The sequence below is a fragment of the Pseudonocardia nantongensis genome, assembly GCF_046546495.1.
Taxonomy (GTDB): domain Bacteria; phylum Actinomycetota; class Actinomycetes; order Mycobacteriales; family Pseudonocardiaceae; genus Pseudonocardia; species Pseudonocardia nantongensis.
The window spans coordinates 1-16,296 of record NZ_JBKGXT010000002.1 but is presented as its reverse complement, the minus strand read 5'-3'; the positions used below and the strand labels follow the sequence as shown (position 1 = coordinate 16,296).

At 73.2% G+C, this 16,296-nt stretch carries 14 protein-coding genes and 1 tRNA gene; 4 read left to right on the top strand and 11 right to left on the bottom strand.

The window, feature by feature from the left end; genetic code table 11:
* Positions 1 to 27 precede the first annotated feature (27 nt).
* Both ACLFMI_RS01990 and ACLFMI_RS01985 read right to left on the bottom strand, forming a co-directional pair.
* Positions 28 to 1,623: an N-acyl-D-amino-acid deacylase family protein gene (locus ACLFMI_RS01990; RefSeq protein ID WP_410945962.1), complete on the bottom strand. Its 1,596-nt coding sequence runs from the start codon at positions 1,621 to 1,623 to the stop codon at positions 28 to 30.
* Positions 1,623 to 2,891 carry an alanine racemase gene (locus ACLFMI_RS01985; RefSeq protein ID WP_410945961.1) on the bottom strand — a complete coding sequence of 423 codons (1,269 nt, stop codon included), beginning with the start codon at positions 2,889 to 2,891 and terminating at the stop codon, positions 1,623 to 1,625. The genes ACLFMI_RS01990 and ACLFMI_RS01985 overlap by 1 nt, the downstream gene beginning before the upstream one ends.
* Before the next feature lie 118 nt (positions 2,892 to 3,009).
* Between ACLFMI_RS01985 and ACLFMI_RS01980 the strand changes: the two genes are divergently transcribed.
* The 3 genes from ACLFMI_RS01980 to ACLFMI_RS01970 are packed head-to-tail and all read left to right on the top strand — an operon-like array spanning position 3,010 to position 5,205.
* On the top strand, positions 3,010 to 4,044 hold the full coding sequence (locus ACLFMI_RS01980) for a sugar kinase (protein ID WP_410945960.1): 1,035 nt from the start codon (positions 3,010 to 3,012) through the stop codon (positions 4,042 to 4,044).
* Positions 4,041 to 4,787, top strand: coding sequence for an IclR family transcriptional regulator (locus tag ACLFMI_RS01975; protein WP_410945959.1), 747 nt, complete (start codon positions 4,041 to 4,043; stop codon positions 4,785 to 4,787). Before ACLFMI_RS01980 ends, ACLFMI_RS01975 begins: the two co-directional genes overlap by 4 nt.
* Positions 4,788 to 4,800: 13 nt before the next feature.
* On the top strand, positions 4,801 to 5,205 hold the full coding sequence (locus ACLFMI_RS01970; protein ID WP_410945958.1) for a RidA family protein: 405 nt from the start codon (positions 4,801 to 4,803) through the stop codon (positions 5,203 to 5,205).
* Positions 5,206 to 5,277: 72 nt separating this feature from the next.
* Here ACLFMI_RS01970 and ACLFMI_RS01965 read toward each other — a convergent pair whose 3' ends face one another.
* From ACLFMI_RS01965 to ACLFMI_RS01945, 5 genes are all read right to left on the bottom strand, one after another.
* On the bottom strand, positions 5,278 to 5,547 hold the full coding sequence (locus ACLFMI_RS01965) for a DUF2277 domain-containing protein (RefSeq protein ID WP_410945957.1): 270 nt from the start codon (positions 5,545 to 5,547) through the stop codon (positions 5,278 to 5,280).
* Between the two features lie 64 nt (positions 5,548 to 5,611).
* Positions 5,612 to 6,631, bottom strand: coding sequence for an NAD-dependent epimerase/dehydratase family protein (locus ACLFMI_RS01960; RefSeq protein WP_410945956.1), 1,020 nt, complete (start codon positions 6,629 to 6,631; stop codon positions 5,612 to 5,614).
* A 78-nt stretch (positions 6,632 to 6,709) separates the two neighbouring features.
* A complete protein-coding gene (locus tag ACLFMI_RS01955) occupies positions 6,710 to 7,399 on the bottom strand; it encodes a PIG-L deacetylase family protein (protein WP_410945955.1) in 690 nt (229 codons plus the stop codon).
* 49 nt (positions 7,400 to 7,448) lie between these two features.
* A complete protein-coding gene (locus tag ACLFMI_RS01950) occupies positions 7,449 to 8,288 on the bottom strand; it encodes a sugar phosphate nucleotidyltransferase (RefSeq protein WP_410945954.1) in 840 nt (279 codons plus the stop codon).
* Position 8,289: 1 nt separating this feature from the next.
* Positions 8,290 to 9,516, bottom strand: a complete 1,227-nt coding sequence (locus tag ACLFMI_RS01945) for a methyltransferase domain-containing protein (RefSeq protein WP_410946286.1) — start codon at positions 9,514 to 9,516, stop codon at positions 8,290 to 8,292.
* Between the two features lie 216 nt (positions 9,517 to 9,732).
* On the opposite strand from ACLFMI_RS01945, the gene ACLFMI_RS01940 reads away from it, so the two are divergent.
* A tRNA-Gln gene (locus ACLFMI_RS01940) sits at positions 9,733 to 9,803 on the top strand.
* Between the two features lie 84 nt (positions 9,804 to 9,887).
* Here the strand turns inward: ACLFMI_RS01940 and ACLFMI_RS01935 are convergent.
* The 4 genes from ACLFMI_RS01935 to ACLFMI_RS01920 all read right to left on the bottom strand — a co-directional run bounded on the left by ACLFMI_RS01935 (position 9,888) and on the right by ACLFMI_RS01920 (position 15,933).
* A complete protein-coding gene (locus ACLFMI_RS01935) occupies positions 9,888 to 12,227 on the bottom strand; it encodes a LuxR C-terminal-related transcriptional regulator (protein ID WP_410945953.1) in 2,340 nt (779 codons plus the stop codon).
* Positions 12,228 to 12,387: 160 nt separating this feature from the next.
* Positions 12,388 to 14,721, bottom strand: coding sequence for a hypothetical protein (locus tag ACLFMI_RS01930; protein ID WP_410945952.1), 2,334 nt, complete (start codon positions 14,719 to 14,721; stop codon positions 12,388 to 12,390).
* 138 nt (positions 14,722 to 14,859) lie between these two features.
* Entirely contained in the window at positions 14,860 to 15,198 is a 339-nt protein-coding gene (locus tag ACLFMI_RS01925) for a hypothetical protein (RefSeq protein WP_410945951.1), read from the bottom strand.
* 459 nt (positions 15,199 to 15,657) lie between these two features.
* The gene (locus ACLFMI_RS01920; RefSeq protein WP_410945950.1) at positions 15,658 to 15,933 is read right to left on the bottom strand and encodes a twin-arginine translocase TatA/TatE family subunit; all 276 of its coding nucleotides are present in this window, start codon (positions 15,931 to 15,933) and stop codon (positions 15,658 to 15,660) included.
* Between the last annotated feature and the right edge of the window lie 363 nt (positions 15,934 to 16,296).

The window sequence follows — 16,296 nt, the reverse complement described above, 5'->3', positions numbered from 1 at the left end:
ACGGTGAGCAGAGCAAAGCGACGCGGGTCATGCGGTGTTCCCGTCGGCCCGACGACGCAGCGCGCGACCGGCCAGAGCCGCGGTCCGCTCCCCGCCGTCGATCGCGAGGACCCCGTTCACCAGCACGTACGGGATTCCGGCCGGCTGCTGGGCCGGCTCGGCGAAGGTCGCGGTGTCGATCACCGTGTCCGGGTCGAACACCACCAGGTCGGCGGCGAGGCCCGCGCGGACCAGCCCGCGGTCGGCCAGCCGCAGCCGGGCGGCGGCCCGGCCGGTCAGGTGCGCGACGCACTCCTCCAGCGTGAACAGGCCGAGCTCGCGGCAGTAGCGCCCGAGGTAGCGAGGGAAGGTGCCCCAGGCCCGCGGGTGTGGTTTCGCGCCGACCAGCAGCCCGTCGCTGCCGCCGGTGTGCCGCGGGTGACGCATGATCGCCCGCACGTTGTCCTCGTGCCCGACGTGCTGCAGGATCCCGGTCCCGAGGTCGTCGCGGAGCAGGATGTCGACGCAGGTCGCGAACTCATCGTCCGGTCCGGCGATGTCGGCGATCGTGCGCCCGACGTGCCCGGCCAGCTCGGGGTTCGTGACACCGCTGATCTCGATGGTGTCCCACTCGGCGACGACGCCGTGGCAGCCGTCCGAGCCGTGCACCTCCAGGTCCTGCCGGATCCGGGCGAGGGTGGCCGGGTCACGCAGCCGCTCGAGCGTCGCCTCGTGCCCGCCGGACTGCGACCAGCTGGGCAGGATCGCCGACAGCGTCGTCGCGCCGGGCAGGTAGGGGTAGGTGTCCAGGGTGACGTCGGTGCCGCGCCCGATCGCCGCGTCCAGCATCGCGACCAGTTCGCCGGCCCGGCCCCGGTTCGGGCCGAAGTTCAGCGTCGCGTGCGCCAGGTGCAGCGCGCAGCCGGCGGAGTCCGCGACGTCGATCATCTCGGTGTAGGCCTGAAGCGCACCCGCGCCGTAGCTGCGGTGGTGCGGGGCGAAGAACCCGCCCAGCTCCCCCACCGCGCGGCACAGCTCGGCGAGCTCGCCCCCGTCGGCGTACATGCCCGGGGTGTAGGTGAGCCCCGCCGAGAGGCCGACCGCGCCCTCGGCCATGCCGGTGCGGACGACCTCGGCCATGCGGGCGATCTCGTCCGGTGTGGCGGGCCGGTCGTCCCAGCCGCAGACCAGGGCGCGCACCGTCCCGTGCGGGACCAGGTAGGCGGCGTTGCCCGCGATGCCTGCGTCGAGCCGGTCCAGGTAGCCGGCGACGCTGCGCCAGGTGAACTCCTCCGGGCCCGGGTCGCCGTTCCAGCCGGCGATCTTGCGCCGGAGCACGGCGAGGACGTCGTCGTCGACCGGCGCGTAGGACAGCCCGTCCTGGCCGAGCACCTCGGTGGTGACGCCCTGCGAGACCTTCGCGATGTGCGCGGGCTCGGTCAGCAGTCGCAGGTCCGAGTGCGCGTGCATGTCGACGAAGCCGGGGGCGACGACCATCCCGGACACGTCGACGACCCGGTCCGGACGGACATCCGTGCCCTCGCCGATCGCGGCGATCCGGTCGCCGTCGACGAGCACGTCGGCGGCGTACCGCGGCCCTCCGGTCCCGTCGACGACGGTCCCGCCGCGCAGCAGCGTGCGCATCAGAAGAACGTCCGCACCAGGTCGGCGACCTGCGGGTCGGACTCGTCTGCGCGCTCCACGAGCGGGATCCAACGCCACTTGTCGAACGCGGTGCACGGGTGCGACATGCCCAGCCGCACCACCTGGCCGATCCGGACCGGGGTTCCGGTGCGCAGGAACGCGTGCTGGTCGTTGACGGCGGTGATCGTCCCGTCCAGCGGCTGCGCGGCCCGGCCGAGGTCGTCGGCGAGCAGCTGCGGTTCGGGCAGCCCCTCGTCGAAGGGCACGTCCCGCTTGCCGGCGTCGAGCAGTGCCAGTCCCGGCTCCGGGGTGGACACCACCCGGGCCCAGACGTGCATCGCGGACCGGAACGGCGCGCCGTCGGCGCGGGCCAGCGGGGAGATGCCGCGGTAGAACCCGTCATCGTGCACCAGGTAGGCCCCGGAACGCAGCACCACCCGGGTGCGGTCGTCGGCGAGCCCGGCCAGCGCGGCGACGACCTGGTCGAAGTACGCGCTCCCGCCGGCGGTCACGACGACCTCGCCGGTCTCGTAGACGGGCAGCAGCCGCCGGTGCAGCTCGGCGAGGTCGTCGAGGTAGGCCCGGACGACGGCGAGCGAGGACGGTGAGGGATCGTGCGCCAGCGCCCCCTCGTAACCGCCGACCCCGCGCAGGTGCAGCACCGGGCTGGCGACCACCGCCGCGGCCACCCGCTCGGCCTCGGCGACCGAGCGCGCCCCGGTCCGCCCACCCGGCGCCCCGAGCTCCACGACGACCGTCAGCGGCCGTTCCGGCTGCCCGGCCCCGGCCTCCATCGCCGCCACGGTGTCGACCGAGTCGACCCAGCTGACCAGCTCCAGCTCCGGGTCGGCGTCGCGGGCACCGGCCACCGCACGCAGCCCGGCCGGGTCGACCAGCGAGTTCGCCAGCATGATCCACCGGACGCCGAACTCGATCGCGACCGTGGCCTGCCACGGCGTCGCGACCGTGATCCCGCGGGATCCGGTGCGCAGCTGCAGGTCCCACAACGCCGGGGCCATCGTCGTCTTGCCGTGCGGGGCCAGCTCGACGCCGTGTCCGGCACACCAGCGCGCCATCCGGTCGGCGTTCGCGTGCAGCGCGTCCCGGTCGAGCGTCAGCACCGGCGTGGCCAGCGCGGACAGCCGCGGCGCTCCGGCCAGCCACCCGGCGACCGTGCCCGTGAGCGCAGGGACGGACTTGGCGAACGGGCCGGGCCGTTCCTGGCCGAGCGACCCGAGCCGGAGACCGGTCTCCGTCGGACTCGTCATCCGTTGCTCCCCTCTGAGCTGCAACGTTGCGTATTTTGCAGCGCTTGTTGCGTATTTCGGTGTCGCTGTTCTAGCATCGGCCGGGAACCGGGTCAATGACTGTGGAGGCGTTCGAGCAGTGGAAACGGCAGGCCACGAGGGTGCGTCCGGCTGCCCCGCTCCGGGCCGCGTGGTGTGCTTCGGCGAGGCGCTGGCGCTGGTCTCCGAGGTCGCCCGGGTCGACGACCCCGCCGCGCCGGCGAGCGCGGCCGGGGCCGAGGTGAACGTGGCCCTCGATCTCGCCTCGGCCGGGGTACCGGTCACCTGGATCGGGCGGGTCGGCGACGACCCGCACGGTGCGCTGATCACCCGGGCGCTCGCGATGGCGGGGGTGCACACCGGCGGCATCGAGATCGATCCGGCGCGCCCCACCGGCCGCTACGCCAAGTCGGCGACACCCGGCGCCCCCGGCGCGCACGACGGGCCGCTGACCCGGATGCACTACCGCCGGGCCGGTTCCGCCGCCTCGGCGGCCGGGCCCGGCCTCCCGGACCGGCCGGGGGTGCGCGAGCTGCTGGCGACCGCGTCCTGGGTGCATCTGGGCGGGATCACCGCGGCCGTCTCCCCGTCCTGTGCGGCCGCCCTGGACGCGCTGCTGGAGCGGCCGCGGACCTACCGGGTGACGTTCGACGTCAACTGGAGGGAGCAGATGTGGCCGGACGGCGACCCGTCGCTCGTCGCCGCCCTCGCCGCGCGGGCCGATGTCGTGCTCGTCGGTGCCGACGAGGCCGGCCGGGTGTTCGGCACCGCCGACCCGGCCGGGCTCCGCGCGCTGCTGCCCGACCCGGACCTCCTCGTGCTCAAGGACGGCGCCGACCGCACGCTGGCCGTGCACCCGGACGGCACCGTGACGTCGCGGCCCGCCCTCGCCGTCGACGTCGTCGAACCGGTCGGGGCCGGTGACGCGTTCGCGGCCGGGCTGCTGAGCGGCCTGGTGCGCGGCGACGACGTCGGTCGCTGTCTGCGGCGCGGGCACCTCGGCGCCGCCGCCGTCCTCGTCGTGCCGGGCGACTCGGCGCCACCGCTGCCCGCGCACCTGCTCGACCTGGACGACGACGCCTGGGCGGGCCTGCGCGTACGCCCGGACGGCGTCGTGGAAGGGATGCCGGCGTGAGCGGGAGCCTGGGCAAGGCGCTGCGGATGCTGACCGTGCTCGGCGAGGGGCCGGCGTCGCTGGACGAGCTCGCCGGACGGCTCGAGGTGCACAAGACGACCGCGCTGCGGCTGCTGCGCACGCTGGCCGACGAGCACTTCGTGCACCGCGACGGGCAGTTCCGCTACCACCTCGGCGCGCGGCTGTTCGAGCTGTCGTCGCGCGGGCTGGACCAGCGCGAGGTGCGCCCGATCGCGGCCCCGCACCTGCTCGCGTTCAACCGCGCGCACGGCCACACCACGCACCTGTCCGAGCTGATCGGCAGCGAGATCGTCTACATCGACAAGCTGGAGTCGCACGACCACGTGCGGATGGCGTCCCGGGTCGGGCTGCGCGGTCCGGTGCACTCGACGGCGGCCGGGAAGGTGCTGCTCGCCGACCTCGACCCGGCCGAGCGGGACCGCGTGCTCGAGGGCGCCGACCTCAGCCCCCGCACCCCGCACACGATCATCGACCGGGGTGCCTACCTGTCCGAGCTGGACCGCGTCCGGGAACGGGGCTGGGCGCAGGACCGCGAGGAGAACGAACCCTCGATCAACTGCATCGGGGCGCCGGTCCGCGGACCGGCCGGGACCGCGGTGGCGGCGGTGTCGGTGTCCGTGCCGAGCATCGTGGCCACCTACGACCAGCTCATCGAGCTGGTCCCGTCACTGCTGGCCGTGGCCGGGGCGATCTCCCGCGACCACGGCTGGCGACCGACCTGAGAGGACGATCGAGATGAGCACCACCGTCGTGTCGACCCCGGACGCACCGGCCCCGGCGCACACCTTCAGCCAGGCGATCCGCAAGGGCGGCCTGCTGCAGGTCTCCGGCCAGGGCCCGATGGACCCGGCGACGGCGACCTACATCGCGCCGGGCGACGTGCACGCACAGACGCTGCGGACGCTGGAGAACGTCCGGGCGATCCTGGCGGCCGGGGGGTCGTCGGTCGCCGACGTCCTGATGTTCCGCGTCTACCTGACCGAGCGTGCGCACTTCGCGGCGATGAACGAGGCCTACGGCGAGTTCGTCTCCCGGCACGTGCCGGACGGGAACCTGCCTGCCCGCACCACGGTGATCGCCGGCCTGCCCCGTGAGGAGATGCTGGTCGAGATCGACGCGCTGGCCGCCCCGTCGGCCTGACCGCGAGGCGAGTGTTGCGAAACGGCGGCCGGGACCACCGTTTCGCAACACTCGATCGACTCGCGTACTCGCTCAGCGGGCGTAGCGCAGCTCCGCGCGGGCCCGGGCCTTGGCGGCCTCGGCCTCGCGGTCCTTCGGCGGGGCGGTCGTCGTCAGCCCGTCCAGCAGCTCCCGGGTCGCGTCGGCGACGGCGGCGACCGCCTTCTCGAACGCCTCGGAGTTGGCCTGCGACGGCTTCGACGCCCCGGCGATCTTGCGGACGTACTGCAACGCCGCGGCGTCCACCTCGTCGGCGGTGGCCGGCGGCTCGAAGTTGTGCAGCGTCCGGATGTTGCGGCACATCGGCGCCTCCGGCGCTCGTGAGTGGTTATCGCGGCCGGAGCCACGATAACCACTCACGGGCGCGTCAGCGCCTGAACCACTCGTCGAGCTCGCCGGCCTTCTGCCGGGCGTTGAGCACGGCGAGGCGGGTGAAGGAGTTGTCGAACGCGTCCTGGGTCAGGCCGCGGTTGCGGTACTCGGTCGCGAGCTGCTCGGCACCGGCCGGGATCGTCCAGCCGGCCTCGAAGCCGAGCTCCTTGCGGGCCCGGGAGAAGTCCACCCGGTAGGACCGCGGGTCGTTGCCGGCCTCGCCGGTGATGTTCAGCGTCGAGCCCGGGACGGCGTCGATGACCGCCTGGGCGATCTCGGCGACGGTCCGGTTGTTCGTCTCGGTGCCCACGTTGTAGGCGCGGGCCCGCACCACGTCGGCCGGGGCGGCCAGCGCGGCGGCCACCGCGCCGGCGATGTCGTCGGCGTGCGCCAGCGGGCGCCACGGTGTGCCGTCGGAGAGCACGGTGACCTCGTTGGTGAGGACGGCCCGGCCGACCAGGTTGTTCAGCACGATGTCGGCACGCAGCCGCGGGGAGAACCCGAACGCGGTCGCGTTGCGCATCGAGACCGGCACGAAGTCGCCGTCCGCCAGCTCGGCGAGGTCGTCCTCGACCCGGACCTTGGAGATCGCGTACGGGGTGACCGGCTTGAGCGGGGCGGCCTCGTCGACCAGGTCGTCACCGGACTGGGCACCGTAGACCGAGCAGGTGGAGGCGTAGACGAACCGCCCGACGCCGGCCTCCTTGGCCAGCCGCGCCAGCCGGGACGACGCGTGGTGGTTGATGTCGTAGGTGATCTCCGGGGCCAGCGAGCCCAGCGGGTCGTTCGACAGGGCCGCCATGTGCACGACGGCGTCGAAGCCGGCGAGCTGATCGACGGTCACGTCGCGCAGATCGGTGCTCAGGCCCGCGACGTCCGGGGTGTCCAGCTCACCCAGGACGCAGTCGGCGAACAGGCCCGAGTCCAGGCCGGTGACCTCGTGCCCGGCGGCGGCGAGGATCGGCGCCATCACCGTGCCGAGGTAGCCCTGGTGTCCGGTGAGCAGTACCCGCATGGTTGTCCCTTCGCGTGGATCGGTTCCGACCGTCGGATCGGTCCGCGGCCGGCGTTCGTTTCGGGGGTGCGCGCCACGTCACCCGGCACCGGCGCCGAAGCCCGAGGGGTCGGACCCGGCCATCGGCGCCACGGACATCGTCATCTTCGGCACGTGGAACGCCTCGGCGTAGCGGGCGTGGCACTGCACCCCGCGCACCCGGGCGAGCCCGCGGAAGGTCTCGTCGTCGAACCAGGTGCGGTCGCGCTGCGAACCGTAGTGCTCGCCCAGCTTGGCGATCTTCTCGGTGAGCACCGGCTCGGCCATCGGCAGGTAGAGGGTCGGCTGGGCCAGGTCGCCCTCCCACTTGAGGATCTCGTAGCCCAGCGTCAGGTGGTCCCGGTAGGCGGTCGGGATCATCTGCGCCAGCGTGCGGTGGTCCTGGTGCGCGTCGTGCGGCGACGGGCCGATGACCAGGTCCGGCTCGCCCCGGGTGCGCAGGTCCTCCAGCGCCATCTTCGCCCGCTCCCAGTGCAGCGGCACCCGGCCGTCGGGCAGGTCCATGACGATGACCTCGAGGTTCGCGCCCGGGCAGAACGCGGCCAGCGCGGCCCGCTCCTCCTCCTCGCGCAACGACCCGGCGCCGGTCAGGACGAGCGCGGTCACATCGACCCCCGGGTAGGCCCGGCACAGCTCCAGCAGCGTGCCCCCGGCCCCGATCGGGATGTCGTCGCAGTGCGCGCCGAGCAGCAGCATCCGGTCGAGCCGCTCGGGCAGCAGATTCAGCACGGTCTCGTCTCCCCAGGTGGTCGGCTCCGGCGCACCGGAGCCGGACCGCTCAGTCCCGCTGGTGGCTGCTGTGGTTCATCTCGGCGATCGCCGCCTGCAGCGGGTCGCGGTCCGGGTCGTGCGACTCCCACAGCATCCAGGGCCGGGCGCCGCTCTGGTAGGCCGCCTCCAGGGCGTTGCGCTCCTTGACCGTGTCCGCCGGCTGCCAGAACCCGCGGTGCCGGTAGGCCGACATCCGGCCCTTGCGGGCCAGCGGCGCGCAGACGTCGCCGATCAGGTCGCAGTCCTTGTCCAGATGGTCGAAGACCTCCGGGCGGAACATCAGGTAGCCGCCGTTCTCCCAGAGCGGCATCTCCTGCAGCGTGGTGATCGAGTCGAGCGTGCCGTCGTCGGTCACGTCGACACAGTGGAACGCCGACTGCGGCGGCACCGCCATCAGCTGCCCGACGGCGTCGGTGCCGGCGAACTGGTCGACCATCCGGTCCAGCGGGGCGTCGGTGAGGACGTCGGCGTAGTTCGCGTGGAACATCTCCTCGCCGGCCACCAGCGCCTTCACCCGGCGCAGCCGCTCGCCGATCGGCGAGTCCAGCCCGGTGTGCACGAACGTGATGTTCCAGTCGCCGATGTCGCTGCCCATCAGCTCGATCTCGCCCTGGTGCAGGACGAAGTCGTTCGACTCGGTCTCGTCGTAATGCAGGAAGTAGTCCTTGATGTGGTGCGCGCCGTAGCCCAGGCACAGGACGAAGTCCTTGTGCCCGAAGTGGGCGTAGTAGCGCATCACGTGCCAGATCAGCGGGCGCGGCCCCACCGGGTGCATCGGCTTGGGCAGGTCGGAGGCGCCGTCGCGCATCCGCATGCCGTAGCCGCCGCAGAACAGGACGACCTTCACGTCAGACCACCTCGAGCGACGGGATCGGGTACACCAGCCGGCCGCCCCACTCGTGCACGTAGGACAGCTGCTCGGTCAGCTCGGTGCGCAGGTTCCAGGGCAGGACCAGCACGTAGTCCGGGCGGTCCTGCGCGATCCGCTCCGGAGCGTGGACCGGGATCCGCGTGCCGGGCGTCAGCCGTCCGTGCTTGTACGGGTTCCGGTCCACCGTGTACGCCAGCAGGTCCGGCCGGATACCGCAATAGTTCAGCAGGGTGTTGCCCTTGCCGGGGGCGCCGTAGCCGACCACCCGCTTGCCCTGCCGGCGGGCGTCGATCAGGAACGACACCAGGTCGTCGCGGATGGTGGAGACGGCCTCGGCGAACCCGTCGTGCCCCTCCGGGGTGTGCAGCCCGGCGGCCCCCTCGGCGGCGAGCACCTCACGGACCCGGTCGGATGCGGCCCCGGCGACCTCGGCCGGGCGGGCCCACATCCGGATCGAGCCGCCGTGGGTGTCGAGCAGCTCGACGTCGACCAGGGTCAGACCGCCGGCCGCGAGCGCCCGCTGCCCGGTCAGCAGCGTGTAGTACTGGAAGTGCTCGTGGTAGATCGTGTCGAACTGCTTGCGCTCGACCAGCGTGAGCAGATGCTGGACCTCGATCGAGACCCAGCCGTCGTCGGCGACCATCGCGCGCAGGCCGCGGGCGAACCCGACGACGTCCGGGATGTGCGCGAAGACGTTGTTGCCGCACACCAGGTCCGCCGGGCCGTGCTCGGCGCGGACCCGCGCCCCGGTCTCCGGGGTGAGGAAGGCGGTCAGCGTCGGCACGCCCTTCTCGCGCGCCGCCTCACCGACGTTCACGCTCGGCTCCACGCCCAGGCAGCGGATGCCCTTCCCGACGACGTGCTGCAGCAGGTACCCGTCGTTGCTGGCGACCTCGACGACGAACGAGTCGCCGGTCAGCCCGGCCCGCTCCTGGGCGGCGTCGACGAACCGGCGGGCGTGCTCCACCCAGGACGAGCTGAACGACGAGAAGTAGGCGTACTCGGAGAACGTCTCCTCGGGACTGATCTCCGGGGGCAGCTGGGCCAGCAGGCAGGCGTTGCAGACCCGGACGTGCAGCGGATACGTCGGCTCGGGGCGTTCCGCCGTCTCGGCGGTCAGGAAGAGCTCGCAGGGCGGCGTCGCGCCGAGATCGCAGAAGCTGCGCACGTCCGTCGAGCCGCACAGTCGACAGGAGACCGTGATGCCGGACGACGTCGTCGTCACCGTCCCACCGGCCTCGCCCGAGGCGTCCGTGTTCAGCACGCGGGAAGTCTGTCAACTCGACGCACGGTCACCGCGCGCGGGGTGGAGTCGCCCGATAGTGGGCATTTGTCCGTGAGATGGGCCATCGCAAAGCAACCTCACCGGGAGGTGCGCTGCGAGGGCGCCGGACCGGGCGTGCCACGATGACGGGCACGATCCGCCGTGGTGTAAAGGCAGCACCTCGGATTTTGGTTCCGATGGTCCAGGTTCGAATCCTGGCGGCGGAGCAGGGGCCCTGAGATGCGAAACGGTTCGGCAGGGTACCGGCCAGCGCCGAGGACGCCCCCTGAGGAGGGAGGCCGGTCAGGGAGTCAGCGCACGGCGTCCGGGGCGGTGGACGGTCGGGCTCCCGGCAGCGCCGCTGACAGGTCCGCGCGAGTCTTGATGCCCAGCTTGGCGTAGGCGTGCGCGAGGTGGGTCTCCACCGTGCGCACCGACAGGACCAGTCGCCGGGCCACCTCTGCGTTGTTCGCGCCGTTCGCGGCCAGCTCCGCCACCTCCCGCTCTCGAGGGGTCAGGTGGGGGCGGACGATGCGGCTCAGGGCGCGGGTTCGCAGACCGCCGCATTCGTCGGCGAGCCGGACTGCGTGCGCTGCCGACACCGCGGAGCGGCGCCGGTCACCGGCGGTGTGGTGTGCGACTGCGGCCGCGGCGGCGGCGTCGGCGGCGTCCGGGCGGGCGCCGGCGGCGACCAGTCCGGCGGCCACCCGATCCAGCCGGTCGCCGGCACCGTCTCGGGCGGCGGCGGCGTGCGCGGCGTAGAGCCCGGCCAGCGGCGCACCGGAGCAACGGGAACTCTCCTCCAGCCGACCTGCGACCAGGTCCGCGCGTCCGAGCCGGGCGACGTCGTGCAGCAACACCACTTCGGTCACTCGGTCGCCCCGGGCGGCGGCGGCGCGGGCCACGTCCAGCAACGGGCGGACGGCGGGCGCCCCGGACCGCCCGGCGGCGTCGAGCCAGACCTGGGCGCGGACCAGGCTCGGGCGCGCTGTCTCGACCGGGTCCGACGGCGCGGCGGCCATGGTCTCCCGCGCACGGGCCAGGTCCCCGGAGAGCACGTGCACCAGGGCGAGCGAGCCGGCGCAGTCGGCGGCGAGGGCGAGCGGATCGCGCCGCGCGGTCCCTGAACGGGCTTCGGTCAGCCGGCGGGCGGCATCGGCGAGATTCCCGCGAACGAGCGCTGCCCGCCCACGGTGCCAGGCGATCCAGGCGTCTCCGGCCCAGTCGATCGCTGCCAGGTTCCGCCGGTGGGCCTGCTGCGCGACGTGTTCCAGGTCTTCGCCACGGCCGGCCACCCACAACGCCGACATCTCGGCGTCGATCAGCAGGAGCCGGGCGAGCGTGGCCTCGGCCTGGTCACCGTCGTGGTCGAGCACGTCCCGGATCCGGTCGAGGGCGTCGAGGGCCGGCCCCGGCCTGCCCGCTGCGGCGAGCCGTCCGGCCCGGGCGGCCCCGGCCAGTGCGGCCCACGGGCCCTCGACGGCGATGTCTCCGGTGTCCGGTCGCTCCCGGGCAGCTCGGCCTTCGGACAGCGCGAGGCCGTCGATCCGTGCCGCCGTCTCCCGCACGGCCGTGTGCGCCGGACCCGCGCCGTCCGCGCCGGGATCGGGTCGTGACGCGGGCTTGCTCCGGCGGCGGGCGAGCAGGGCTCGGGTCAGCGCGACTCGAGCCCGGCCGTCGTCGGTGAGGACCCGGCGTTCGGCGCTCTCGAGCAGCGGGTCGAGCTCGTCGCTTCGGTCCTGCCAGCGGACCGCCTCGATCAGTTCCAGGTGGGCGACGCCGTCCGGGTCGTCGTGGACGAGTGCTCGGGCGATCCGTTCGGCGCGTGGGTGGTCGAGTTCGCGGTTGGCCCGGGCCGCCTCGCCCACGCCGGCGAGCTCCACATGCGGGGCAGGGGCAGTGGCCGGTGGGTCCGGCGAGTCTGACACCGGCGGTCGGGACGCAGCGGGTACGAGCTCGCGGAATCGGCGCGGAAGTTCCATCCCGCCGTCCCAGCGCCAGAGCCCGTCTTCTGTGGTCAGCCGTCCGGCCTCACAGCCGGTGCGCAGCAGTTCCCGCAGGAACAGCGGCCTGCCACGGGACAGGATCGTCAGGCGGTGGGAGGTGCGGGCCTCGACGTCGCCCCCGAGCATCGCGTCGAGCAGCCGCTCGACGTGCCGGTCCGGGAGCGGGGCCACCGTCACCGCGGGGACCTCGTCGCGCAAGGTACTCAGGGGGTCGGGAGCCGCCGGGTCGGAGGGCGTGTGCCCGCTCGGTTCGGTCGCGACGACGACGACGTCCCCGCCGAGCACGAGCTGTTCCAGCACCGCGATGGTGAGCTCGTCCAGCCGGTGCGCGTCGTCCACCGCGATCAGCGGCCGGTCACCGTCGCCACGCAGGGCGGTAAGCGCGTGCTGGAGCAGGGCGAACCTGTCCGGGGTCCCCGGCGGCTGGGGCAGGACGTGGGCCAGTGCCCCGAGCGTGATCCCCTCGGACGCGGTCGACCCGGTGATCCGGACGGTGCGGAGCCCGAGGTCCCCGCCGATCCGGACGGCCTCGCGCAGCAGCCGCGTGCGGCCGACACCGGTCGGGCCACTCAGCAGGACACCACCCGCCTCCTGGTCGGCGAGCGCGGTGGCCAGCACATCGAGCTCGCCTTCCCGGCCTACCAAGGGTGGGTCCCCGGCGGGTACCGGCGGCCGGGGAGCGGCATCGGTCGGCTCGCGCGACAGCGACCCCGTCACGGACACGTTCACTCCCTGCGGCGGTTGCGGTTTCCACTCGTAGGTACGGGAGCGGTGTCGCCCGTGGTTCACCGACGACGGCCGGGGGTCACCCACCTGTGGGTGCGACACCGGACACCGGGGTGGCGACCTCGGACGCGTCGCCTGGCAGCGGTGCGGCGACCCGATCGGGGCCGGTGACGGACGCCGCCGCGCTCAGCAGCGGACCTGTGGCCGCGAGCAGCACCAGGACGGTCACCGCCAGGACGGCGCCCGCCCGGGCCGGGCGGTCCCGGGGCAGTGCGCGGTCTGCGAGACCCGCGCCCAGCATCGCCAGCACCGGGCCGAGCAGTAGCAACGCTGCCGTCCGGGACCCCGGGACGGCAGCCAGGGTCAGCAACACCAGCGCCGCGGTGCCGACCGGAGCGAGTGGACGGCGGAACCGCACGGTCAGCATCACGGCCAGCACGCCGATGGTGAGCAGCGCGACCAGACCGGCATCCGGGAGCGGGCCGGCGGGCGCGGAGCCGGCCAGAAACCCCGTACCGGACGCCGCCAGCGCGGTGGCGAGGGCCGAGGTCACCCACCGTCCTTCCGGGCTCAGCCGAGGCCCGAGCTGGCGGCTCCGCACGGCGTGCGCCACGAAGGCCGCCAGCGCCACCCCGGCCACCGGAGCTGTCACAGCCGCAGCGCCCAGCGCCAGGTATGCGATCCGGGCCGCGGCCGGGCCTCGCCCGGCCAGAAGGGCCGCCAGCACCAGCCACACTGCGGCCGGCGCCGCCGGGTCCCCGCCGGCCTGCAGCACGACCAGCGGCGGGGTCGCCCCCGCCAGCACCACAGCGAGCCCGGCGATCGGCGCGGGCAGCCCGAGACGCCGGCCGAGCGGCCACAGCAGGACCGCCGCCAAGCCCCCGGCCAGCACCCCGGTCACCGCCGGGGAGGCGTCACCGCCGAGCAACGCGACCACCGCCGCGAGCTGCCGTTGTCCCGCTCCGACCGGGTCCCACGAGGGCGCCGGGGCCCCGAGTACCGCGGATCCGGTGAGGGCGAGCGTCCCGACCAGCAGCACGGGCAGGACCGACCCGACCAGGGTCGGGATCGCGCGGTCCCCGCCGGTCCGGGTCTCGATGAGCCGGGCCACCAGTGGTGCGCCGATCCGTCGCACCACCACCCCGAGCAGCAACGCCGCTCCGAGCGCGGGCAGAACGAGCAACGCCGCCCGCACGGCACCGAGTACGGCCTCCGCGGTGGCACCCGACCGGATCCCGGCGGCGGCGTCACCGAGGTGCCCGCGCACGCCGGCGACGATCTCCGGTAGGACCGCCGGCGCGGCGAGCACGAAGCCGCCGAGGAACACCACCAGCACCGGGATGACGAGGGCGACCCAGAGCTCGACGGTGCGCCGGACCGCTGGACGCAGCCGTTCCAGCCGCGGATCCGGTGTCGCCCCCGGCAACCGGTTACGCAGCACCGGCCCGAGGTAGCTGAACAGGTCCGGGACGCCGACGATGTCGCTGAGGATGTAGTAGCCGTCCAGCCGGATCATCGGAAGGAACTGGCGCGCCGTCTCCACATGCAGTAACGCCAGGACGACCAGCAGCCAGTCCGTGCCGGTCGTCAGGTACACGGCGCCGAGCACGGCCAGGACGATCGCGTTGAAGTAGACCCCGCCGAGGTCGGTGCGCAGCCGCCCGGCGCGGGAGAGCCGGTAGCTGTCGGTGACAGTACTGTAGAACGCCGGCCACACCAGGTAGATGCCCACGCCCATCGGGCCCGGCCGGGCGCCGCCGTAACGGCAGGCCGAGACATGCCCGAACTCGTGAAACGCCCCAGCGGCCAGCAAGAGCCCGAACACCGCAAGTACCAGTGCCGGGTTCTCGACCAGGTCGGTCGTGCCGGTGACCGCGCCCGAGACGCCACCGCCGACCAGTACTGCGACGTCCACCGCGAGCACCGCGACCAGCACCGCGACGACGATCGCGCGGCGGTGCAGCCATCGGAACGCCCCGGCGATGCCCCAGGTCACCGCGGCCGGGACCACCGGCAGCCGGAAGCGCAACATCAACAGGTGGTCCGAACGCTGCGGGGCCGCCGGGGACGCGGCATCGTCCCCTGCTCCGGCCGGGGCGCCGTCGTCGACCAGTCCGGCGGGCACCAGCCGTTCGCGGACCAAGACCTCGACGTCCGCGGCAGCGAGCTCGCGCCCGGTGGCCTCGCCGAGGCGTCGGGCCAGCTCCCCGGGCCCGCGTCGGCCATCGACCGCCGCGGCGAGCCGATAGAGCAGTTCGGAGACCTGCACGACCTGACCGTCGGCGCGCATGATCACATAGCGCCGATCACGGTACCCCGATCCCTGGTACGGGCCGACCAGCTCGACCCCGTCGGCCAGCCGGAACGGCGCGCTGACGAGCTCGGTGGGCGGGTCGAGAACCGGGGCCTGCATCGTCGCCTCTCAGCACACAACGGTTTCGGACGACGATGGAAGGGCGGCCCCGCGGGTCACCCCTCCATCGCCAGCGGAGATCGCGAGGACGAGCGATCACTCACCCGTCACCGCGAGCTCCCATCGACGGTCGCCGACTCAGCGGTAGGAGTCGAAGACCCAGGACTCGGCGTCGCCGCCGTCGCCACCATCACCGCCGTCGCCGGCGTCGGCGTCGGCGTCACCGCCGTCGCCACCATCGCCACCCTCGGCGAGCTGGTTGGTGTCGCCACCGTCGCCGGTCAGGCTGAAGCCGTTGAGCACGGCGACGTTGGTGCCGTCGCCGCCATCGCCGCCATCGGCCGAGGCCTCGGCGTCGCCGCCGTCGCCGGCGTCCCCACCGGAGCCACCGACGACGCCCAGCAGGCTCAGCTGGGTCCGGGCGGGGAGCAGCTCGACCTGCTCGTCCTCGAAGTGGCGGGGGAACTGATCCATCATCCGGTCATCCTTTCGTGCAAGTGGATCCCCGTTCGAACGGAATCCACTTTCCTTTCGGACCGACCCGGTCGAGCCGGCCTGAATCCATTCTTGCTGCACCCGCGGTCTCGGGCAATCAGGACGACCACGGGCAAATCAAGGTTCAGCGTCACGTATGTTCGATTTTCGTGTACGGAGATCGGCGATGCGACTACGTAGACCCAGGCCGAACGGACACAGCGGGGCGCGAGCGTCGCTACCGAGGGCCTCTCGGGCCCGACTTGTAGCCGCAGTTTCCGTGAGATTCCTCAAGGCGGTCAGCCCCACGCATCGTCGACCGAACGCGTATGGGCGGACTCCGCCCAGGTCGCAGCCCCGACGACGCGAACGGGGCTACGCGTGGTGGGAGTCGACGAGGCCAGAGGCTCCTGGCCGCCGTACGTCACGACGACGAGGATCGTGTGGTGGCGGCCCTGCCGGTCAGCGGGTGGGCGACTCGTCGTCGAGTACACCCTTCAGCGCGCCCCGTACGCCACCCCGTCGCATCCGGTCCAGCTCGCGCACCGGGCGGGAGAGCTCGTCGATCTCGGGCATCTCAGCCCGCACCTTCTGGCCCGCACCGGCGGTGAACTCGCGGGCGCGGGCGGCCGCCCGCCCGAACCAAGCGGCAGCCTCGGGGAGTCGTTCGGGACCGAGGATGAACAGCCCGGCCACGACGAGCACGAGAATCTCGGCCCAACCCACGGAATCGAACATGGCTGTGGACGGTATAGCACGGTCGATTCTCCGTATCCGGGGGTGCGCGCCTGAGCTGCTTGAGGACCGAATTTTCGAACTGGATCTTTGAACGGTTTTCACTCGATCGGGTTGTTACCTCGACCGGGTGTGCGTCGTTGCACGGGGCAGGTGAGGCGTTATGACCCAACAGGATCACGCCCATACGTTTCTGGCGCCGCCCTCGAACCCTGCTCTGCGCTCCACGCGCCCGACATGAGGAGTACTCGTGTTCCCCGGTTTCACCAAGAAGTTCCTGAACGACTCGATCGAGCGCTCCGCCGAGAACCCGATGGATCGGCGCCGTTTCCTGCGCGCGGCAGGACTCACCGGCGCCGGCGTCGC